Annotated in this window: 20 protein-coding genes; 4 read left to right on the forward strand and 16 right to left on the reverse strand. The window is 38.1% G+C overall.

The genetic code is table 11. The features are described from left to right. Window positions 1-3: 3 nt before the first annotated feature. The 6 genes from AAA923_RS05440 to AAA923_RS05465 all read right to left on the reverse strand — a co-directional run bounded on the left by AAA923_RS05440 (window position 4) and on the right by AAA923_RS05465 (window position 9,102). Window positions 4-1,533, reverse strand: a complete 1,530-nt coding sequence (locus AAA923_RS05440) for a UDP-N-acetylmuramoyl-L-alanyl-D-glutamate--2,6-diaminopimelate ligase (protein ID WP_338215271.1) — start codon at window positions 1,531-1,533, stop codon at window positions 4-6. Window positions 1,534-2,011: 478 nt separating this feature from the next. Further along, window positions 2,012-3,250: a D-alanyl-D-alanine carboxypeptidase family protein gene (locus AAA923_RS05445; protein ID WP_338215272.1), complete on the reverse strand. Its 1,239-nt coding sequence runs from the start codon at window positions 3,248-3,250 to the stop codon at window positions 2,012-2,014. Window positions 3,251-3,266: 16 nt separating this feature from the next. Further along, window positions 3,267-4,355: a sensor histidine kinase gene (locus AAA923_RS05450; RefSeq protein ID WP_338215273.1), complete on the reverse strand. Its 1,089-nt coding sequence runs from the start codon at window positions 4,353-4,355 to the stop codon at window positions 3,267-3,269. 2 nt (window positions 4,356-4,357) lie between these two features. Next, window positions 4,358-5,044 carry a response regulator transcription factor gene (locus tag AAA923_RS05455; RefSeq protein ID WP_041499032.1) on the reverse strand — a complete coding sequence of 229 codons (687 nt, stop codon included), beginning with the start codon at window positions 5,042-5,044 and terminating at the stop codon, window positions 4,358-4,360. A gap of 850 nt (window positions 5,045-5,894) precedes the next feature. Next, complete coding sequence (locus tag AAA923_RS05460; protein ID WP_338215274.1) at window positions 5,895-7,310, reverse strand: DASS family sodium-coupled anion symporter; 1,416 nt, start codon at window positions 7,308-7,310, stop codon at window positions 5,895-5,897. Window positions 7,311-7,323: 13 nt separating this feature from the next. Further along, window positions 7,324-9,102 carry an FAD-dependent oxidoreductase gene (locus tag AAA923_RS05465; RefSeq protein WP_338215276.1) on the reverse strand — a complete coding sequence of 593 codons (1,779 nt, stop codon included), beginning with the start codon at window positions 9,100-9,102 and terminating at the stop codon, window positions 7,324-7,326. Between the two features lie 865 nt (window positions 9,103-9,967). Here AAA923_RS05465 and AAA923_RS05470 point away from each other — a divergent pair. After that, window positions 9,968-10,849: a LysR family transcriptional regulator gene (locus tag AAA923_RS05470; protein ID WP_338215278.1), complete on the forward strand. Its 882-nt coding sequence runs from the start codon at window positions 9,968-9,970 to the stop codon at window positions 10,847-10,849. 128 nt (window positions 10,850-10,977) lie between these two features. Here the strand turns inward: AAA923_RS05470 and AAA923_RS05475 are convergent, their stop codons facing one another. The 7 genes from AAA923_RS05475 to rsmG all read right to left on the reverse strand — a co-directional run bounded on the left by AAA923_RS05475 (window position 10,978) and on the right by rsmG (window position 16,777). Then, on the reverse strand, window positions 10,978-11,253 hold the full coding sequence (locus AAA923_RS05475) for a hypothetical protein (protein ID WP_338215280.1): 276 nt from the start codon (window positions 11,251-11,253) through the stop codon (window positions 10,978-10,980). Window positions 11,254-11,673: 420 nt separating this feature from the next. Beyond that, a complete protein-coding gene (locus tag AAA923_RS05480; RefSeq protein WP_338215282.1) occupies window positions 11,674-12,426 on the reverse strand; it encodes a DUF1129 family protein in 753 nt (250 codons plus the stop codon). 15 nt (window positions 12,427-12,441) lie between these two features. Beyond that, window positions 12,442-13,545: a redox-regulated ATPase YchF gene (ychF, locus tag AAA923_RS05485; protein WP_338215283.1), complete on the reverse strand. Its 1,104-nt coding sequence runs from the start codon at window positions 13,543-13,545 to the stop codon at window positions 12,442-12,444. Between the two features lie 3 nt (window positions 13,546-13,548). Further along, window positions 13,549-13,812, reverse strand: a complete 264-nt coding sequence (locus AAA923_RS05490; protein ID WP_338215285.1) for a DUF951 domain-containing protein — start codon at window positions 13,810-13,812, stop codon at window positions 13,549-13,551. 9 nt (window positions 13,813-13,821) lie between these two features. Then, a complete protein-coding gene (locus AAA923_RS05495; protein ID WP_338215287.1) occupies window positions 13,822-14,691 on the reverse strand; it encodes a ParB/RepB/Spo0J family partition protein in 870 nt (289 codons plus the stop codon). Continuing rightward, window positions 14,672-15,448 (reverse strand): ParA family protein, encoded by a 777-nt coding sequence (locus AAA923_RS05500; RefSeq protein WP_338215290.1) that lies wholly within the window; start codon window positions 15,446-15,448, stop codon window positions 14,672-14,674. The genes AAA923_RS05495 and AAA923_RS05500 overlap by 20 nt, the downstream gene beginning before the upstream one ends. 603 nt (window positions 15,449-16,051) lie before the next feature. Then, the gene (gene rsmG / locus AAA923_RS05505) at window positions 16,052-16,777 is read right to left on the reverse strand and encodes a 16S rRNA (guanine(527)-N(7))-methyltransferase RsmG (protein ID WP_338215291.1); all 726 of its coding nucleotides are present in this window, start codon (window positions 16,775-16,777) and stop codon (window positions 16,052-16,054) included. A 165-nt stretch (window positions 16,778-16,942) separates the two neighbouring features. Here rsmG and AAA923_RS05510 point away from each other — a divergent pair, with 165 nt between their 5' ends. Further along, a complete protein-coding gene (locus AAA923_RS05510; RefSeq protein ID WP_338215292.1) occupies window positions 16,943-17,377 on the forward strand; it encodes a GNAT family N-acetyltransferase in 435 nt (144 codons plus the stop codon). An 11-nt stretch (window positions 17,378-17,388) separates the two neighbouring features. Further along, entirely contained in the window at window positions 17,389-17,916 is a 528-nt protein-coding gene (locus AAA923_RS05515) for a GNAT family N-acetyltransferase (RefSeq protein ID WP_338215294.1), read from the forward strand. Window positions 17,917-18,380: 464 nt separating this feature from the next. Here the strand turns inward: AAA923_RS05515 and AAA923_RS05520 are convergent, their stop codons facing one another. Both AAA923_RS05520 and AAA923_RS05525 read right to left on the reverse strand, forming a co-directional pair. After that, window positions 18,381-20,003, reverse strand: a complete 1,623-nt coding sequence (locus AAA923_RS05520) for an ABC transporter permease (RefSeq protein WP_338215297.1) — start codon at window positions 20,001-20,003, stop codon at window positions 18,381-18,383. 5 nt (window positions 20,004-20,008) lie between these two features. After that, on the reverse strand, window positions 20,009-20,920 hold the full coding sequence (locus AAA923_RS05525; RefSeq protein ID WP_338215299.1) for an ABC transporter ATP-binding protein: 912 nt from the start codon (window positions 20,918-20,920) through the stop codon (window positions 20,009-20,011). 199 nt (window positions 20,921-21,119) lie between these two features. On the opposite strand from AAA923_RS05525, the gene AAA923_RS05530 reads away from it, so the two are divergent. After that, complete coding sequence (locus tag AAA923_RS05530; protein WP_338215300.1) at window positions 21,120-21,722, forward strand: TetR/AcrR family transcriptional regulator; 603 nt, start codon at window positions 21,120-21,122, stop codon at window positions 21,720-21,722. 34 nt (window positions 21,723-21,756) lie between these two features. Here the strand turns inward: AAA923_RS05530 and yaaA are convergent, their stop codons facing one another. Then, complete coding sequence (gene yaaA / locus AAA923_RS05535) at window positions 21,757-22,503, reverse strand: peroxide stress protein YaaA (protein WP_338215301.1); 747 nt, start codon at window positions 22,501-22,503, stop codon at window positions 21,757-21,759. Window positions 22,504-22,542 lie beyond the last annotated feature (39 nt).

Consider the following 22,542-nt stretch of genomic DNA (forward strand, 5'->3'; position numbering starts at 1 on the left):
ATTCTAATCCTCAATATCCTTTAAAATTTTCTTAGCAACTACTGGGTCGCTTGGATATGGTACGTCCACGCCTTTCGTCTTTTGATAGGCATCGTTTCCTTTAGCAGCAAGGACAACAATGTCATCACCGTGACTTGATTCAATCATTTCACGAATAGCAGTTGGACGGTCAAGTTCAATCTTCACGTCAACTTTCGTGTGATCGATTCCGGAATCAATTTGACGACAAATATCAGCAGGATCTTCGAATCCTGGGTCATCAGTTGTCAAAATAGCGGCATCGGCTAATTCAGTTAAGACTTTGGCAAAGCCAGCACGTCTAGAAACACCTTTGTCACCAGGACTACCAACGACTACCTTGATTCTTGAGTCTGGATATTCACGTCTGAGAAAACTCAATAGAGCATTCATACTAGCATAATTGTGTGCATAATCAACGAAAATGGTTCCGTGTGACTTGGTATTGATGTGTTCCATTCTGCCGGGAACAAAAGCTGACTTCAAACTAGCAGCAATTATTTCATTTTTAACGCCAATTTTCTTAGCGGCAATAATGGCGGCAGCAGCGTTTAATTCGTTGAAATCACCGACAAGGCCTAATTCATAGGTATATTCACTGTGTTCTTGCAAATCTTCAGCTTTATCGCTTTCAGCTGTGAATGTGAAGACAGAATCATTTAAATTGGACTCCTTGTTACGGATACTGAAGTCTGTGTCACCAACTTCATTTTTAGCGAAACGATAAATATCTTTATCATCACTGGTTTGTTTAGCAGCCGCATAAACTGTGTCATAGTCATCAGTTTGACGGTTGATAATATTAACTTTCGAGTTAATCATCAATTGCTTCTTGCAGTTTAAATAGTCAGCATAAGTAGGATGTTCGTTAGGTCCGATATGGTCAGGTGTAATGTTCAAGAAACCACCAATATCAAACTTCAAACCGTAAACACGGTTCTTCTTATAGGCTTGGGAAGAAACTTCCATAACCAAATATTTGATACCATTGTCAACACAAGCACGCATGTCGTGGAATAATTCCATTGATTCTGGAGTTGTTAAATCTGACTTAAATTCATCTTCAGGCTTTGGTCCAACAATTCGGTCAACTGTTGAGAAAAGTCCGACTTGTTTTGGATAAGCACGTTTTAAAATATCGTAAAGGAAATATGAAGTTGTTGTCTTACCTTTAGTTCCGGTGAAGGCAACAATAAATAAATCGTTTTGAGGATTGCCATAAAACTCTGCACTTAAGAGTGACAAAGCTTTGGAAGCATCTTTAACGATTAGACGGTCAATATCAGTGCTGTATTCTTTTTCAGAAACATAGATTGCGGCACCATTTTTAATTGCTTGATCCAAGTATTCGCCCTTGAATCCATTCCCCTTGCAGAAGAAGATTCCGTTAGTTTGGTCTTCCTTGGAATTGTAACTAATTTTAGTTACTTCGAGGTTTTCATCTGTTACTGAACTTGAAACCAGTAAATCGTGTTCCTTTAAAATTGCTAAAGCATTCTTGATCTTTAAACTCATATTACACGCTCCTTAATTTAAAAGGTAAAAGTTTATTGCCGCTTCCGGTTGACAGAGAATTTCGCCTGCTGTGAGGACCGGTCCGAGCCAAAATGCGGTCTCGAACCTCGCTTTTGAGCCGAACATCGCGTCTCAAAAGTCGTCCTTTATAATCAGGGCTATCGCCCTGATTATAACTTCACTGCTGGTGAATTCTCTGTCAACCTCCAGCTAGGTTATTCGTTGTTTGTTTGAATAAAACATGTATCCATCATAAGTATTGCTGTATTAATCTTAAATTTATATATATTAAATAAGTCGGAAGAGCTGATAGTATTTACCAGCTGTGGGTGTGGCGTTATGGCTTTAGCCATTACACCATCGGGCGTGTTTGGAGACTCGCGGTATTTGCGAGGCTTCAAACCGAGGTTCGAGACCGAACTTTGGCTCGAGCCGGTCCGCATAGCAGGTAAATACTATCAGCTCTGTAGACGGCTCCCTAAAAAAGATGCTGAAAGAATTCTACTATTTGATCCCACCATGATTTATGGTTAGTCTTCTTATGAATCACTTTTTTTATAATGGTCTTTTTGTATGGAAGATAACCGCCATCTGTGTTGGTTGCAATCAATTTCACTGTTTTCTTATTGTGAATCGCAGTAAATCCTAATTCGTTTCTGCTTACATTATAACGTAAATTTTCAACATTATAATTTTTTGGAAGCCAAGTATAAACAGGCTCATAGGTTTTATATTTTTTATTATTAACAGTTATTGTTTGATCCTTTTTAATTACTTCTTTGCGTTCATAATTATCGACTACGAAATGGACTAACTTTTGGGTGCTACGGAAGCGTTTGTCGCGGTCTTCTTTTTCACCTTGAGCATTCAAAACGATTGTTACCATTCTGGTATCTTTAATTGGTAATGTTCCTACGAATGATTCGCCGGCTGCATCGGTTGTTCCGGTCTTTAGGCCATCAAATTCATAGCCTTCTTGGTAATCACGATGTCCTTTTAACAATAAATTCAAAGAATCATATGTCTTTGTTTCATTGCCAACTGGGAAGTCCAATTTAGCTTTCGCTGTTGTTTGTAAAATTTCAGGATATTCATCCAGAACATGTTTGACGATAACGCCGATGTCATTTGCTGATAATTTGTTTTCGTCTTGCTCGGTTCCTAGGTACATATCAGGTTGTAAATCGGAATTATTCAGTCCGGATACGTTATAAAGTTTGGCACCTTTAATGCCCCAGTCTTTGACCGTTTTACGCATTAATTTGACGAATTTGCCTTGACTGCCGGCAACTTTATCAGCCAACATCATCGCAGCTGAGTTTGAGGAAACTATCCAGGCTGCTCCGTATAAATCCTTGACACTGTACGTTTTATCAGCATCCAAGCGCACATTTGTTAACTCATTTTTCTGGGTCATATCCGCTTGAGCTTGCGTTGGTCGTAACATATCTTTTTCAGTAAATTTACCCTCTTTAATAGCCTTAGTGACTAAATAAAGGGTGATAATTTTGGTGATTGAGCCGATGGCAACTTTCTCATCAGCGTCTTTTTTATAAATAACTTGTCCGGTATGCTCATCAAAAATCATTCCGGCCGTAGCGTTCATTTCTAACTGTGGTGTAGCGGTATCCTCAGCGTGAACAGTTGATGCAAAAATTGGTAACGTCAAAATGATGATCGACATTACCAATGTTAATTTCTTAAAAAACTTTCTCATATTAAACCTCACAAAATTAAGAAATTGGAAAATGGCTAATAAATGATGTTTTCTCATCATTAGATGTTACAGCAATCGTTCCGCCATGCAATTGCACCATACTCTGGGCAATCGCCAAGCCTAAACCAGTTCCACCAGTCTTTTTAGAACGGGAATCTTCAACCCGATAGAAACGGTCGAAAACATGTTTTAAAGAATCCTCAGGTATTGGCTGACCGTTATTGGCAACTGTCACCACGACTTCTTTATCTCTCTTTTCAGCCGTTAACCAGATATGAGTGGCACCTTTACCGTATTTCAAGGCGTTCATGATCAAATTATTAAAGACACGACCGAGTTTTTCGGTATCACCCTTCATGAGAATCTTGTCCGGAGTGGAATTAACCATAATTTCCATCCCTCGTTTGTTAGCTTCTAATTCAAAGTCAGCTGACAATTGATCCAACATCTGAGCCATATCAAACTTGGTCATATTCAAACGACTCGTGGCATGCTGAACATTGGCATACTCGAAAAGTGAGTTGACCAAATTTTGCATTTCTTGTGATTTTTTATAAGCGATATGAGTGTATTTCAAAATCTGTCCCAAATCGTTATAATTCTTACTTTCAATCAATCCTAAATAACCAATCACAGACGTCAAAGGCGTTCTAATATCGTGACTGACATTGCTGATCAATTCATCTTTACTTTCCTCAGATTGCCGCTGCTCTTCAGCTCGACGGTTCATATTGGAAATTAATAGGTTAAAACTATCAACGATACTTTGGAGACTCTGATTGACCTTAATATCGACTGGTTTCGTTAAATTATCATCGGCAGTCTTTTGCAAAACTCGTTTGATTTGGTCCAATTCCATCCGGTGATAAACACTAATTACAATTAAATATGTTAGAAAAACTTCTAGCGCCAAAACAACGACGACGACCCACAACTTATCGGCTATTAAACTTTGCCAATTTGTTTGCAAGTTCGCCATCAATTTAGCCTTACCAATGTTGCTAATTAAAATTACGTTTATTATCTGAAATAAAAGAAAGGTGCCTATTCCTTCAACAAGGAGGACACCTTTTTCTCCTACATTCAGTTTGATTCGTTTGTTCAAAATCAAACCTCCACTTTGTAGCCTACACCCCAAACGGTTTCGATAACTTTTTCACCGTTGGTAGCTTCTTCTAGTTTGTCTCTTAAATGGCTAACGTGCACCATAACTGTCTTGGCTGAGACAACACTCTCTTGTTTCCATACTCGTTCAAAAATTTCATCTGCTGAAAAGACACGATTTGGATGACTAGCAAGTAAATAGAGCACGCCAAACTCTAAGGCTGTGAGCTGAACCTTTTGTCCAGAATCAGTCACAACTTCATGAGAATCTTTGTAAATCGTAATTGGCCCAACTTCAAGTTTGTCAGGAACATTCTTTGAAGTCTGTTGGGTACTACGACGTAGCAATGAACGAATACGAGCCATAATTTCCAATGGGTTGAATGGCTTGGTAACGTAGTCGTCAGCACCAGTAATAAGGCCTTGAATCTTATCCATATCGGTAGTTTTAGCTGATACAATAATAATTGGTATTTGTGAGTTCTTGCGAACACGTTTTACAACTTCAATACCATCGATACCAGGCATCATAATGTCCAAAACCATCAGCGCTATATCGCTATGAGCAGACAATTGGTCTAGTGCTTCTTGACCAGAGTTAGCCGAAACCGGATCGTAACCCTCGTTCTTTATATAAATACTGAGTAATTCTACAATTTCTTTATCATCATCGACAACTAAGATTTTCATTTAAATAAACCTCACAAGCGAACATATATTTACAAGTCTACAACTAGTTAGTATTATACAATAAGATGTAAGTAGATTACTAATTGGTTGAAGGGGGCCGTCTCCAGGAATGAGAATATTTTACCTGCTATGCGTACCGATTCGAGCCAAAGTACGGTCTCGAATCTCGGTTTGAAGCCTTGCCAAAGTTCGGCAAGTCTCCAAACTCGCCCGGTGGTGTAATGGCTAAAGCCATAACGCCACACCCACAGCGGGTAAATATTCTCATTCCTTCCGACTTATTGGATGTTTCATGTGTAACGGTTGTTCCTTGTTAATAATAAATTTGAATACGTATAGAAAACAGTCAATCTAATATTATCGGACAAATTTCGAGGTGTGAGCTTTGGATTGGATTGCTCCAAACAGATATTGAATATTTCTCAGCTCTGGAGATGGCAACGATCTCGCGCCTCGATTTTGAGCTTTGCAAAGTTCGCAAATCTCAAAATACGTCTGTGGTGTAAGAACGGAAAATCACCGTCCTAACGCCACTTTCACAGCATTACGAATAGCACGCAACCGGAGACTAAGTTATATGTTTTCTGATTTTTTAATTAAAACTGCCCAACAGGTCTACTATAATAAAGTTCAATCTAATTAGTATATTTAAAGTAATCGAATAAATTATTCGGAGGAGCTGAGAGTATTAACCAGCTGTGAGTGTGGTGTAATGGCCTTAGCCATTACACCACCGGACGTGTTTGGATACTTGCGGTTTGTGCAAGCATTCCACCCGAGGTCTGAGACCGCTTTTTGGCTCAGGCCGGTCCGCATAGCAGGTTAATACTCTTAGCTCTGGAGAAAAAAACTACCAATAACCGATGACTTTAGTCCACAAAAGACCGCCGCCTAGCCAGATAATATTATAGATAACACCAAAGATGGCACTCAATCTCCACCAATCTTTTGATTTAACATAACCGGTTGTCGAAAGCATTGCTGCTGGTCCGGCTGAATATGGTGTTGTTGAACAGAAAATTGATCCGGCAAATCCTAACATCAAACCAGCCATTAGCTTTGGAACTCCGGCTCCCAAGGCGATTGATAAGAATCCGGCCAAGAGTGCTGAAATTTGAGTTGTGATACTTGGGAAAATGTAGTGTAGATAGAAGTAAGCCAAGAATAGAATTACTAATACCCAGACCCAGTTAACGCCGTGTAGCATTGATCCGAGTGTCTTTGAGAACCATGGGAAAAATCCTAAAGTCGTCAATTTAGCTGACATCAACATGATAATTGATAACCAAATTAACAAATTCCAAGCACCTTTTTGAGCCATCATATCTTTGACACTGATAACTCCGGTAACCAAGAGAATTGAAACGGCAATGAAACCAACCATTGTTGCATCTATGCCAAATTTTGCTCCAACTAACCACAACAATAAGGCGATTACGAAGACACCTGACATAATTTTTTCGGAGATGGACATTTTGCCCATTTCATCAAGTTTCTTTGTAGCCCAACCGTTAGCATGTGGTGTTTCTTTGACCTCGGGTGGATATAATTTGAATAATAAAAATGGCACTAATATTAATGAGATCAATCCTGGTACGATAGCTGCCATGAACCATTGCAACCATGAAATCGTAATACCTTGAGCGTTCGCAATTCCCAACGCTACCATGTTTCCGGCCAATCCTGTCAAAAACATAGTTGATGTAACGATATTAACTTGGTATTCATTGAAAACTAGATATGAACCGAGCTTTCTTTCGGTACCATTTTTGGGGTCTGAACCCATTTCGTTGGAAAGTGAGTTGATAATTGGATACATAATTCCGTTTACACGGGCAATATTACTAGGAATGGCAATCGCCATCAGCGTTTCAACGACTGACAATGAATATGCCAAACCCAAAGTTTTCTTACCGAAAGCTTTGACGAAAATATAGGCAATTCGCTTACCTAATCCGGAATTGATAAAGCCGGCTGACATGAATAAACACATGGCAACTAGCCAAGCAGTCGTATTACCAAAAGCTGCTGTAACTTCTTTCGTTTGAAAAATCTTGAAAACCATTCCAATTGTGACGGCAATTAACGTTGTCGCTGTCATTGGCAATGGTTTGGTGATACAAGCCACGATTGTCGCTACGAAAATTGCGAACAAGTACCACGCTTCAACGCTGATAGCACCTGGTCTAATTGGAGTGCAGAGCCAAATGAGAATGCCAAGCACTAGTGGCAAAATAAATCCTTTATAGTTTACTTTAGCTAACATGAACCTCTACCTCCTATTTATTTTTTTGATCCAAAGCTTTTTTAACAGCATTTTTGAAACCTTTACTTGTAGCAGATGCTCCAGAAACGACATCGACATCATAAGTATTTTGTTTCAACATTTCATCACGTAAAACAGGAATTGCTTTACCACCGATATCTGGTGTTTCAGCTTGTTGAAGTGTTTCGATATCAGTCATCTTGTCACCGTCAACTGTTACTCGAACAGCAATTGGCAAGTCTCCCATACCTTGTTCAGCGATACCGATATATTGGTTGTCGCCTGCTTCAAAGTTTGCGGCATTTTGCTTGGCATCTGATCTCAAATCCTCACCAGCTTTGGAAGCAGATGTAACGATGTCAATTTCAGGAGCTTGGTCCTTAGCTTTAGCAGCATTAGTACCAGCTAAACGACCGGAAACAAGCAAGTCAGCGACTGAACTACCACCGATATATTTCGTAGCGAATGGGTCTCCCAATTCACCAGCTTCATAAAGATGTGGAATAACTTGACCTTCCATATCCAAAACTTCACAGTTGCTGTTTCTTCTAGCGCCACCATGTGTGTGCAAAATGTTGTGACGAATGGCGATTGCATAGAATGGTCCTTTGGCAAATTTTCTCATTGTGTCAGCGGGACGGTCAGCGACATAATCACGACCTTGGTCAACGAAGAAATTGAAATCAGTTACGGATTGTTCCAATCTTGGGGCGTTTATTTTCTCAGCCAATTCAGCCAATGTATCTGCCTTAATTGCATGAGTGATAACTTTCTTAACTTGACCAGCTTTAGGCGACTCGTCATTTTGAAGTTGTTCATATTCTGCTTGATCCATCACGATATGAGGGTGATTTTGATTAGGCAACATTACATAATCGCCGTGATTATATTGATAACCGTGACGGTCTTCACATTGTTCGTTCAAATATCTTGTACCATCATCGCCGGCAATAAAGACGCTACCTGTGAAAAGTGATTTCCATTGAATCATGTAAGCAAACTGTTCGTGTTCCTTACCCTCGTTGAGTGAGAAAGCATGGGAATCAAAGTTTGACATATGCCAGAGACGAGCACCTGCTTCAACAGCTAAATCAACACCTTTACCTTTGTTATAAAGTGTTCCGATTGGAGCCAATGAACCACGACCCAAGAAGTTTTGAACCATTTCTGGATTATTTTCATAACCACCAGAACTCATAACGACACCATTTTTAGCAGCAATATTTCTAAGTGTACCTTTATGGTTAACTTGCACACCTAAAATTGTTTTCTTCTTAGGGTCTTGAATCAAATGTTCAGCCGGTGATTCATACCAAACATCAATATTATCCAAACGGTCATAAACGCCTTGGTGCAATAACTTCCAAAAACTACCGTCATAAAGTGTTGTCATTGATTGATGAACCATGCCATCAGAATTTTTGAATTCATAATATTCGCTACGTTTGTGCATACCTGACTTGTGAGCTTCTTTGCCAAAATACTTTTCAGCATAGCCAGGCAATTGCATGATTTCCTTAACAAAATTGTTCAAAGTATCTTCATCGTGATCGAATGGCGCAAAACTCTGAAGATAATAATCCTTGGCCTTGTCAAAATCAACTGCTGTGGCAAAAGCACCGGCCGCATAACGAGTATTTCCACCTTCGCTACCTTCCGGTGCAGCATCGATCAACAATACCTTGGCATTTTGATCAGCCGCAAATCTAGCTGCAGTGGCTCCAGCACCACCGAAACCGATAACTACAACATCATATTTTGTATCCCATTTAAGATTATCTTGATAGTTCATATTGATAACCTCCCCTAATTTATTTAATTATTAACTAAAAGTTGACCGCCTCCAGGGAAGAGAATATTCACCTGCTATGCGGACCGGCTCGAGCCAAAGAGCGGTCTCGAACCTCGGTTTGAAGCCTTACCAAAGACCGGTAAGTCTCCAAACACGCCCGGTGGTGTAATGGCTAAAGCCATAACGCCACACCCACAGCGGGTAAATATTCTCTTCCCTTCCGACTAATTTATTTTTTTAGAATTAAGAATCCTGATTATTTCAATAAATTGTCAGTGGAATTGTTACATCAACGGCTATATCAATTTTTATCTTTTAGTTACTACTGATAATTTGTAATATAAACCTGATTTACTTATATATCTAATTTATCTTTGTGAATAAAATACTCCTTTATATCATGGATATCCCTTGTTATCACTAGACTAATTGTATTTGTGAAACTCATAACTTATAATAAAATAAAATCTACTTATAAATTAAATTAATAAGTGTGTTTTTCTTTTGATGGATTAGCAATAAAGCTAGTTCATAATAATTCATGCTTATTTGTGATGTACAAAGTAGCAAGTAAATTCAGATACAATCGATTTTTTTAATTATTGAGATATATTGAGTAACTAATAAACAATCGTAGATAAATATCAAAAAATCAAAGAAATAAACCAGCCGGAGGTTGGAATTAATATAGCCTGCTGTGGAGGTGGCGTTACGGCTTTAGCTGTTACACCACAGGACGACTTTTGAAATTCGCGTACTTTGCGAAGTTCAAAATCGATGGTCGAGACCGCTCTTTGGCTCGAGCCAGTCCCATAGCGGCTATATTAATTCCAACCTCCGGCGGCATCCAAAGAAGGAGTTAACTATGAATGACAGAGATTTAATGTATTTTTGTAAACTGATTGAATTGGGTTCTTATACTAAAACTGCAGCTTTTTATGAAGTTACTCAGCCAACGATTTCTTCGGCCATCAAGCGACTTACTCAAAAGTACAATGACCCTCTGATTACACAAAAAAACCGCAAAAGTAAGCTTGAACTTACTGCTGCGGGTACCATTCTCTATCAAAAAGGTTTGAAAATCATTAGTGATATCAAGAGTCTAAATCATGATGTTGAACACGCTAATGACAAGAAAATTCGGATTGCTTTTTCTGGTATTGCTGGTGGATTTTACATGCCAGATATTGTCGTGGAATTTTATAAAGCGGGAATTTCTTCAATGCTTGATCCAACTTTTGTCCGTTCTTCGTCAGCTTTAAAAAATCTTTCCAATGGTAAAGTTGATGTTGCGGTCTATTCTTGGAACGTCCCTTTTAATGACCCCAAGTACTACTTACGGACGCTGGAAATCACTGACTTTGTTGTCATTGTTAAATCAGATGACCCTTTGGCTGGATTGGATAATATCCCGATTTCTACCTTACGACAGTTCAACTTTATTGCCCGTACTCGTGGTTATTTGACGACTGAGGCACTATTGGAAACTTGTCATAAAGAAGATTTCCAGCCTAATATCATCTACAATTCTACAACTATGGAATTGATGATTAGCTTGGTTCAACGTGGTATGGGTGCTGCTTTTGTGCCGGAAAATCGGATTAAAAATATTCCCGGAATTTCGATTATTCATATCAATCACGAACATCGCATGTATTCTTATTCTCAAATTGCTATGCGGAAAAGTTTCATTCCTAACAAATATCAGCGCAAGGGTATTGAGATATTACGTAATTTTCGGAAATAATTAAACTAAAGGTTTTTTAGCATCAAAATTCACGTCCATTGGTCTGATAATTGACCATGTTGAATGAACTACTTTCCAGTCGTCGCCTTCTCATTGGTAAATTTCAATACAGTTGTAGCGCATATCGTTCAATGATGTTTCGTCAAAATGGCTGTATCACTGTTTACTTGCACGCGTGGATCTTTGAAATTGTATGTATCGGCGAATAATTTACCTTCAACGTTGCCGAGAACAAACTTTTTAATTTCTTCATACGTATCAACACGGTGATCCATGAAACTATCAAAATATGTAAAGTTTTTCTGTGACCAGAGATTTAGATATCCTGATGTATCGCCTTTGAACCACTTGTTTAAGGCATCTTTTTCTAAAGTTATAATTTCATTTGTTAGTTCGTTATTCATTTGTTTATCTCCCTTGAGTGCTTATTTTATTAATTTAGACTATGACGTGGCGTTACAGTCAAGGAGATGTTTGGGATTAAAAAAACTAGAGTATTTGGAAGACCCGGATTGGGATTTCTATATACTCTAGTTTTTTTGTTTTTATATATATATGCAGTGGCTCTAAAATGAGTTCCGACAGGGCAACTCCTTCCGCTTTTCATATTTAAGCAAATCACACGCAAGTACGGCGTGCAATTCACTTAAACACGAAAATGCTCGGGAGCTGACCGCCCTTTCTCCACTCTCTAATCTAAAACGAGTTCCGCAGGCCAATTTCTTCCGCTTTGCCTAACTTCCCAAATCATCCGCAAAGTACGCGGATAATTCGTGAAGTCATGCAAATGCTCGGAAATTCCCGGACCTGCTCCACTCTCTAATCTAAAAGAACGATCTTTCTTTATAACCTGTCATTGAACGGAATAAGAACCTTCCACCGAATGCTACGATTGCTGCAATAAAGTAGCCGATTGCATTTAGAGGTGGGTTGATTGTTGTTGGTATTACTGACATTGCTGCTAGGAATACAAACATAAATACCATTCCGACTACTAAGTAGCCAATTGTAATTCCCCAGCCTGGTCTTTCTGACTTAGGTTTCTTCATTTGGTTATTGAACCATGATAATAAAGCACCCCACATAGCTGATAAGACGATCAATGTAATGATACCTGTTTGACTGTTAGGGTCATTCTTTGAACCGTTTCCTGTTAATGCGACAACCCCATATAGCAATCCAAACAATGAAAAGAACAACAATGAAGTATCTAGCCATGAAGCCCAGAATGGTGTCTTCTTAGGTTTCTTAACTGGATGAGTTATGGATTGAGCTCTTTGTGTTACAGGTCCATACAATTGGTTTGCTGGGATACCTTTAATTTGGTTTTCGATGATTTCTGGTAGCAACTTGTCAATTTCTGCCTTGGCTTCGTCTTCTTTAAATCCATCGTCCATCAAAAATTTATTGAGTTTAAAAATGTATTCTGCATTCTTGTTACTCAACTTTTTGCGCAAATCATCAGCGTTGGCACTGTAGATTTCGCTCTTAATTTCTTCTTTTTTCTCATTCTTTGCTGAAACCACTTTTTGCTTTTCAGCAGCTTGTTTATTCTTTTCTCTTAAATCCTCAGCCATTTTACTCCCCCTGATTTAGACATTGAAGCGGAATTCGATGATATCACCGTCTTGAACTTCGTAATCCTTACCTTCAACACGTAATTTACCGGCTTCTTTAACGGCTTTTTCACTACCTAATTCGTCTAGATCACTGTATGCCATAACTTCAGCACGAATGAATCCACGTTCAAAGTCAGAGTGAATAATACCTGCAACTTGTGGTGCTTTCATACCTTCATGGAATGTCCAAGCACGTGTTTCCTTACCACCGGCGGTAAAGAATGTTCTTAGACCTAATAGCTTGTAACTAGCTCTGATCAACTTATCAAGACCAGATTCTGTAACGCCTTCAGCTTCAAGGAATTCTTTTCTTTCGTCATCATCTAATTCAGCAATTTCTTCTTCAGTCTTAGCTGAAACTCCGATAACTTGAGCGTTTTCCTTTTTAGCATAGTCTTCAATGACTTTGTAATACTTAGAAGCTTCTGGGTCAGCCATGTCATCTTCGGCAATGTTAGCTACGTACAAAACAGGTTTTGATGTTAACAAGAACAAACCTTTAACGATTTTTTCTTCATCTTCATCAAAGTCGATTGATCTAACTGAGCCGCCTTCTTCAAGGACTGGTTTGATCTTTTCAAGTACTGCAAATTCAGCTTGAGCTTCTTTATCTTTAGCACTCTTAGCAGCTTTTTCAACACGTGTATAACGCTTGTTAACACTGTCAAGATCGGCTAAACCAAGTTCAAGATTGATTGTTTCAATATCGTCTAGTGGGTCAACTGTACCTGTAACACTAGTAATATCATCGTCATCAAAAGCACGAACAACGTGAATAATGGCATCAACTTGACGAATATTTTCCAAGAACTTGTTACCAAGTCCTTCACCTTTACTAGCACCTTTAACGATACCAGCGATATCAGTAAATTCGAAAGTTGTGTGAATTAATTTTTTAGCAGGAATCAATGAGTCGATTCTTGCTAGACGTTTATCGGGTACTTCAACCATCCCAACGTTAGGATCAATAGTAGCGAAAGGATAGTTGGCCATTTCTGCACCAGCTTTTGTAATAGCATTAAATAAAGTTGACTTACCAACATTGGGTAGTCCGACGATTCCGGCAGTTAGAGCCATTAGTTATTCCTCATTTCTTTTAATAAAATTTGATGGCATTAATTGAGTTTGTTTCAAATAATGCTCTTCATTTTCAGGTTTGACCTGGTCAGCTTGAGTTAAAACTTTTTTAAATTTCTTATTGAAATCGGCACGTGGAATCATAACGATATGTCCACAACCTAAGCATTTAACTTTAATATCCGCACCTAAGCGAATTACTTCCCAGCGATTTTCCCCACATGCATGGGGCTTTTTCATTACGATAATATCTCCAAGTTTAAACATACAATTCCTCTAATCTAAATGGATTCCTAATATGTCTAAAATACGGTTTAAATCTTCCGTATTCGTAAAATCGATTTCCAGTTTTCCATGACCGCTACGAGTTTCTTTAACCGCAACAGCCGTGTCAAAACGTTCAACCAATTTTTCTTCGGTTGCTTTGATGTAAGGTGACTTCTCGGCAACTTTCTTTTTCTTCTTGCTGTCATGTTTTGATTCAGTGGCTAACTGTTCCAATTGGCGAACAGTTAAATCTTCACTGACCGCACGTTTAGCAAGTTTATCAATTTGATCTTTATCTTTCAAACTGAGCAACGTTCTAGCTTGTCCCATTGAAAGTTCACCATTTTGAACTAATTTCTTAGTTGCGTCAGGTAAATTCAATAGTCGCAAGTAGTTAGCGATGTAAGGACGACTCTTGCCAAGACGTTGAGACACTTGTTCTTGAGTTAGATTCAGCTTCGTAATCAAAGTTTGATATGCGTCAGCCTCTTCCAATGGTGTTAAATCCTCACGCTGCAAGTTTTCCAAAACAGCAATTTCCATCATTCCAGATTCGCTCAACGGACGAACGATAGCAGGAATAGTAGTCTTTTTGGCAATTTTACTTGCACGGAAACGTCTTTCACCAGCAATGATCTCAAAACCATTGACACTTTCACGAACAATAATTGGTTGGAAAACACCATTTTGTTCAATCGAACGGGCCAGTTCATTTAGCGCATGCTCTTCAAAAGTTTTTCTAGGTTGGTATGGGTTAGGACGAATGTCATCGATGGAAAGATCAACAACTGTCTCACTATTTTCATCGATAGCTTCGAATTCAGAGAAAATCGCGTCGATTCCTCTACCTAAGCCCTTTTTATTTTTGCTTGATGCCATTACGCTTTAACACCTCCTTAGCAAGATCACGATAAGCTTTAGCCCCCTTTGACTTTCCGTCATAGTCAACAATAGGTTGGCCGTAACTTGGTGCTTCCGCTAATCGTGTATTTCTAGGAACGATGGTTTTATATACTGAATCGCCAAAATATGATTTAACTTCGTCGACAACTTGAGCACCCAAATTAGTTCTGACATCGAGCATAGTAATCAAAACGCCTTCGATAGCCAAGTTAGTATTGAAATGTTTTTGAACCAGACGAATCGTGTTCAACAATTGACTCAAACCTTCCAGCGCATAGTATTCGCTTTGAACTGGAATAATGATGGAATCACTTGCTGTAAAAGCGTTGGTTGAAAGTTGTCCTAATGAAGGTGGGCAGTCGATCAAGATAATATCGTAATCTGAATCGACTTCTTCAATCCCAGCACGCAAACGAGTTTCACGAGCCATCATTGAAGTTAATTCCATCTCTGCACCGGCCAATTGAATTGTTGCGGGAACAATATCAAGATTTTTATGTCCAGTATGAATGATCGTCTTTTTAAGCGAATATTCATTAACTAAAACATCGTAAACATCTTTTTCAACATTGGCTTTCTTAATACCTAATCCACTGGTGGCATTTCCTTGCGGGTCAGTATCGATGATCAATACCTTTTGACCCAAATCAGTTAAACATGCTCCCAAATTGATGGTGGTTGTGGTCTTTCCGACACCACCTTTTTGATTTGCAACAGATATTTTTCGTGCCATTTTATTCCCCTATCTCTAGAAATTGCAGAACAACTTCACAAAATATTTATCTATGGTAATCACTTTTTTGGCGCTTTTGCCATAACTATATAATTTTATCATTTTTTTGGCTCCAGAGTTGAGTGTATTCACCTGCTATGCGGACCGGCCTGAGCCAAAGTTCGGTCTCAGACCTCGGTTTGAAGCCTTACCAAAAACCGGTAAGTCTCCAAACTCGCCCGGTGGTGTAATGGCCAAAGCCATAACGCCACACCCACAGCTGGTGAATACACTCAACTCTTCCGCTTCTTTCGTCGCTCGAAGATATTGAATTAATTAATAAATATCTTTAACTAACAATATCCAAATTCAAGTTTAATCGTAATTATATATATTTAATTTTAATTATATTAATGAACCATAAGCACAAAATACCCTAGCCGGAGGCCGTTAGTAATATAGACTGCTGTGGAAGTGGCGTTAGAGCTTTAGCTCTTACACCACAGGACGACTTTTGAGACGCGGTTTTCGGCTCAAAATCAAGGGTCAAGACCGCACTTCGGCTCGAGCCGGTCCCATAGCGGCTATATTACTAACGACCTCCGGCGGCACTATTTAAAGAAATTATTTCACGAGTGGTTTTTTAGCAGGTGTTCCTGGTTTACGAGGATATTTCTTTGGTGTCTTAGCAACTTTACCAACAAAGATAAAATTACGTATTCCGGCATCATTTGGTAACTCGACTGATTCTTGTTGTTTGATTTCTCCACCAAGTACCTTGATTGCAAACTTAGCTGTTTCCAATTCTTCAGGTGCCTTTTCAGATTTCATGGCAACAAATTGTCCACCAATTTTAACTAGTGGCAAACAGAATTCGGTCAAAACATTCATTGCGGCAACTGCACGTGCTGTTACAACGTCGAATGATTCTCTAAATTGTGGATTCTTACCAACTTCTTCGGCACGTCCGTGAACCAAATTGACTTTATCCAAGTTCAATTTATTTACTAAAGTGTCCAAGAATTTAATTCTCTTATTCAAAGAGTCAACGATGGTAATCTTCAATTTAGGATTGATGATTTTCAATGGTAATGATGGAAAACCAGCCCCTGATCCGACGTCACATAAAGTTAGTTCTTCGTTTAACAATTTTTCATCAACGAATCCTAAGACGATTGAATCATAAAAATGTTTTAAATAAACTTGTTCCTCATCAGTAATAGAAGTCAAATTCATGACCTTATTAGTCTCAACCAATTCGTGAAAATAAGTTGCAAACTGTTCCTTTTGAGTCGCGTTCAAAGCAATACCCTTTTGGGCTAGAGCCTCAAAAAATTCTTCCGGTTTCATTGACATACCTCCACTCGTGAAACACATGTTTCACACCCTTTTATCCTATATTAATGAGAGAGTTAATTCAATCCCGAGTTCACAAAGTATTTTTAATTTATTGTTGCATTTGCAACAATAAAGTTTTATTATAGTCAACAATAATTATTTAATCGGAGGTCGCTTATGATTGTCGTCAAAAGTACAAATGAACTTAGTCCTAAAGAATTAATTGATATTTTGAAAGCACGTGTGGCAGTATTCGTTGTCGAACAAAATTGTCCCTATCAGGAAGTCGATGAGGATGATTACAATGATCTACACGTCTGCCTAGTCGAGAATGGCAAATTAGAAGCCTACACACGCATTATGGATAAGGGCGACCATATTACTTTCGGTCGTGTATTAGTGGTTGAGAAGTTCCGTAAGGCTGGATTAGGCACAAAAATCGTTCAGGCTACCATTGACGAGATCAAACGACGTTTCCCTAAACAACCAATTCAAATTCAAGCTCAAGCCTACTTACAAGAATTCTATGCAGGTTTCGGCTTCAAAGCTATTTCCGATGTGTACTTAGAAGACAACATCCCCCACTTGGATATGCTGTTAACATTTAATTAGGAGTGATTTTTATGAAAATTTCCACTTTACCAATCGACATCAAAGAAGTAGACTCTTCTGATCTACCAAAATTACACCGTTTGAGCGTTGAAACGTTCAATGATACCTTCAGAAATAATCAAACTGACGAGTTTCCAGATTACACCAATAAAAATTATAGTTATGGTCAATTGGCCAGTGAAATTATTAATTCCCAATCATTCTTTTATTTCATTTATTACAACCACAAGTTAGCTGGCTATTTGAAATTGAATATCAATGATGCTCAATCACAAAATATGGGACAAAACGCTTTGGAAATCGACCGCATTTATATCCGCCATGGTTTTCAATATATCGGCTTGGAAAAGAAACTGCTAGATCTTGCAGTCAAGAAAGCCCATGAATTCAATAAAAATGTTATCTGGAGCAGTGTTTGGGAACACGATTCTTCAATTCTGCATTTCTATAATCAATTTGGATTTAAAACTATCGAAAAACAACCTTTCACATTGGCTGGTCAGGCTGAACATGATTTAGTTATGGAAGTTGCGATTTAAGTTTTAAAGAATGTGACAAAACATGGTCAACTTTCGAATATAAAATCAAATATGGACTGTAATCCAAAATCGGATTACAGTCCATATTTGTTTTAAACGGAAAAAGCTATATTTTATTGCACGTTTATGCTGCATATTTAAGACAAAAATATTTATGTCACAGCCCTTTTTTAACATTTTAACAACCAGAAATTCCCACTAGTAGTGAAAAGTATAACCATAAAACCTTGCCTTATCTTTTCGACATCGGATTTTAAATTAATAAAGATTAATTAGTCGGAAGAGCTGGGAAATATTTGTGTGCCGTGGTAGTGGTATAAGGACGGGAGCTTCTCCCGTCCTTATTTGGAGACTTGACGAACTGTGTCAAGGCTTCAAACCGAGGTCCGAGACCTTGGCTCGGACCGGTCCGCACAGCTTGAGAATATTTCCCAGCTCTGGAGACGACATGTTTAATGGCATATTTAATTAGCACTCTTCAAATCACGTACATGATATCCGATATAGCCAATAATAATTAATAATACGGCAATTCCAATTTGCCACCACATTGTTCCAGCATCAAGTTTATCAACTGGAACATTAGGAACATATCCGAATGGTGTCAATTTACCAACCCATTTTGGTAGATCAATCAACTTACCAAAGTAGCCGACAAATAGTGCAAATCCAGCATATAAGTAACCAAATGATGAAATCTTTGGCAAACAACCGACGATACAAGCTGACAAAGCAAGTATCACAAGTACTGGCGAAATATAGGCATAGAAGGATTTGATGAATACTGATAGTTCAATAGGATGTTTCATAACTGATGCTCCACCTAATTGTAACCCCAGCATTCCTGCAAATAACGCTGCTAAACTTGTCAAAATACCAAGTACCAATACGCTAGTGAATAGATAATTTCGACTTACTGGTTTTGAATGAATCAATTCCAAGTAACCTTTAGCTTCACCGGATTTTAAATAGTTGATAATTTGAATACCTGGGAAAATAGCCAGTACTCCAAAGACAATCATTAAAATTGCTACAAAGTGTTTAATAATCAAAATATTAGCTTTGTGAATAGCACCTGCTCCAAATAACGTTGCCATAGTCGGATTGGTCTTAAGAATATCACCAATGGTATTGAAAATTGATCCGTAAGTGTAACCAAGAATCATTAGTCCAACTACCCAAACGATAATGGATGTACGATTAAGTCTCCAAAATAGACTGAGTGGTCCACGTAAAAACACAGAAGCCTTGGCACGTCCTGGTTTAGTAGCGATGATACCAGAACCAATATCACGATGATTATTGACCCATAACGCCGCTACGCTGAGGATCAATGATAGACCAAGCATTAGAAAAACCGGTAACCAGTTATTTTCTTGATATGTTGAGAACTTTTCCACCCAACCAAATGGCACAAACCATGTAGCTTTGGAATTCGAAACATCTGTCGACATTCTAGCGATGTACATAATACCAAAAACGATATATGACAAAATAGTTGCCGAACGTGAGTTATCAACTAATTGAGCAAGAAATGCAGCAATGGCTGCGAACATAAATCCAGAAGCTCCTAAACCAAGTCCTAACAAAAAGTTACCGTTAGTGTCAGTTCCTGATAAATTAGCAACTTGTAATCCAATACTGTAGAGCAGTCCAATAAATAGGTTGATTATGAACAGTTCCATCAGTGAAGAAGCAAGATTAGATAATTTTCCAACTGAATGAGATTGAATTATTTCTAGTAATCCTGAATCCTCTTCACCACGAGTATTTTTGATAATAATTGAGAAGTTCATAATTGCGGCCATCATAGCCATAAAGACAGTCATTTCTCCAGCAAATACATCAGCTGTCGTATATGGCGCACTGCCTGATAATTTACCGAATAATGAAACCATTGATGGCGACTTTAAAGTTTTGACGATTTCATCAATGGACGATTGTGAACTGTAAATATCTGTGAACTTAGCAGCAACAGCTCCAAATAAGACAATCAAAGTTACTGACCATAGTACAAGTTTTAACCAGTCACGCTTTAAACTAAAACGTGTTAAAAACCAAGTTTGATGAAAGTTGCGACTTTCCATAACCTTTATCTCCCTTCATCTGAGCTGTAGTATCTCATGAACAAATCTTCAAGTGTTGGAGGTGTCGATTGCAAAGAAACAATTTTTTTATCGGCAAGGTAATCCATAGCTGAACTCAACTTATCGGAATCAACTGAAAATGTTGTTAAACCATTAGCTTCAAGCGTCACATTGTAAACACCTTTTATATTCTGGAGTTCTGGTGTTGGTTCCATAGTTTGGAACTGGATAACAGTCCGAGTTAGATGGCGCATATCAGATAATGAACCAGTTTCTACGATTTCACCGCTTCGGATAATACCAATACGATCACACATCTTTTCAACTTCGGATAGGATATGACTGGAAAGTAGTACCGCCTTACCTTGTTTCTTCAACTCCAAGACAGACTTTTGAAATACTTCTTCATTCAATGGATCCAATCCAGAAGTAGGTTCGTCGAAAATATAAAAATCAGCATCAGTTGAAAAAGCAGCAATCAAAGCAACTTTTTGACGGTTACCTTTTGAGTAAGTCCGCGCTTTTTTAGTTGGATCAAGCTGGAATCGTTTAATCATTTCATCAGTTTTACGATTATGTTTGGTATTGCCAAGTTTTAGAAATAAATCAATGATTTCTCCACCAGTCAAATTAGGCCAGAGGTAGACATCCCCTGGAACATAGGCTAGGCGTTTGTGAATTGAAACAGAATCTTTATAAACATCTTTTCCAAATAATGTGGCTGTACCGCCAGATGCACGTAGTATTCCTAGCAAGGTACGAATGGTAGTCGATTTACCTGCACCGTTAGGTCCGATGAATCCAAATACTTCTCCTGGATATACATCGAAAGTAATATTTTTTAGTGCTCGGAATTTACCAAAATTCTTTTGTAGATGATCAATATGTAAAATAGCATCATTTTTTTGTTGCATCATACTATCCCCTTAGGTAATTTATAAAATGAAATATTTTCATTGAATAGTTCACTTAATAGAGCGTATATTAGTTGTGCAATTAGCCAGTGTCAACAGTAAAGATTGGGTAAAGTGAACTATTCAGAGCCTCTAAAATCACAATATTGATACATCAATAAAAAAAGGTGAAATATTCAAATAAAATATTTTTGGAGAAATTATGGCAACTAATAAAAATCGTAAAGAACAAAAGAAAAATGATATTTTAACTGCGGCGACTAAGGCACTTGTCACCAACGGATACAAAAATACCTCCGTTGCAGACATTGCAAAGGAGGCTCATTCATCACAAGTTACTCTGTATAAATACTTTCCGAGCAAGATAGAACTTGCCAGAGAAGTCATAATTAAAATTGTTATTGATGGTTATGCAGAATACGACCGTCGCTTGGATAAATCCAATATGGGTTTTAAAGAGAAAGTTGCCAGTATCCTAAACTTTGGTACAACTGAAGTTAATTCGATCAATAAAGACTTTATGGACTTTATGATTGACGAATTTCAGGGTTCTAACGGTGATCATCGCGTTATGGAAGCATATGACAAGGGCAAGAATGCTTTTTGGGGTAAGTTAATGAAACAAGGCCGTGCTGAGGGAGTAATTAGCGATGAGATTGAGGATGAAGTTATCTTAATGTATGTGGATATGATTTTGACTTACTTTATGAATCCAGCTACATCACAAAAGACTAAAAACCTAGTTACTAAAAAATATTCAAACGGTTTAGCACACATTTTCTTTTATGGAATACTGGGCAAGTAGTCATACTAGTTAAACGAAACGTTATAACGACTAATTACTTCTGGTAAACAAAAACTATTTGCTCTGTTGTCGACAACTTAGTTGATAATTTCCAATCTGGATTACTGAATTTCTTTATATCTTTGATTTCAGTGATATTATTTTCAGCCATGTATCTGACCATTTCACCGCGAGCCATTTTGGCAAGTGTAGCTTTGGTTCTTATCTTACCGTCTACTAAACTGCCAAATACAATAGTAATGAATTTTTGATTTGGTAACAGATAAGGAGTAATTGTTTTGGCATATTCTTGTGAAGCCAGATTGACAATTGGCTCTGAACCAGTTACTAAAGCTGAATAAATTAAAGCTTTCCAAAAATCATAAAGATTGTTGGAATTATTGACGCTTATCTTAGATTGCATTTCCAATCGATACGGAACTATCCCATCAAAGGGACGCAAAATGCCATAAAATCCCGAGAGTATTCGCAGATTTTGACGTACATAATCGAGTGCTGGATCAGTGAATAAATCAGGTGACATGTATTGATATTGGATCCCACTGAATGCCAGAAGCGCTGGAGTTAAGTGACGATGTAAATCTAATTTTTGCAGCTGTTCAAAGTTTGGGCGAGCAATTTTATCGCTACATTTCCAAAGCCTCTTAGCATTTGAATAGCTAAGTGTACGTAATTTATTCAAAATTTGTTGCGTTTGATCCAAGTATTGAGGCAGCGTTTCGTAATTAAATGTATCCGTGTCGGTAATCATTTTTTTAGCTGGAGCAATGATAATTTTCAAATTATAGTATCTCTTTCTTATGCCGTCTACAGAGCTGGG

Source organism: Companilactobacillus muriivasis (assembly GCF_036246245.1).
Taxonomy (GTDB): Bacteria; Bacillota; Bacilli; order Lactobacillales; family Lactobacillaceae; genus Companilactobacillus; species Companilactobacillus muriivasis.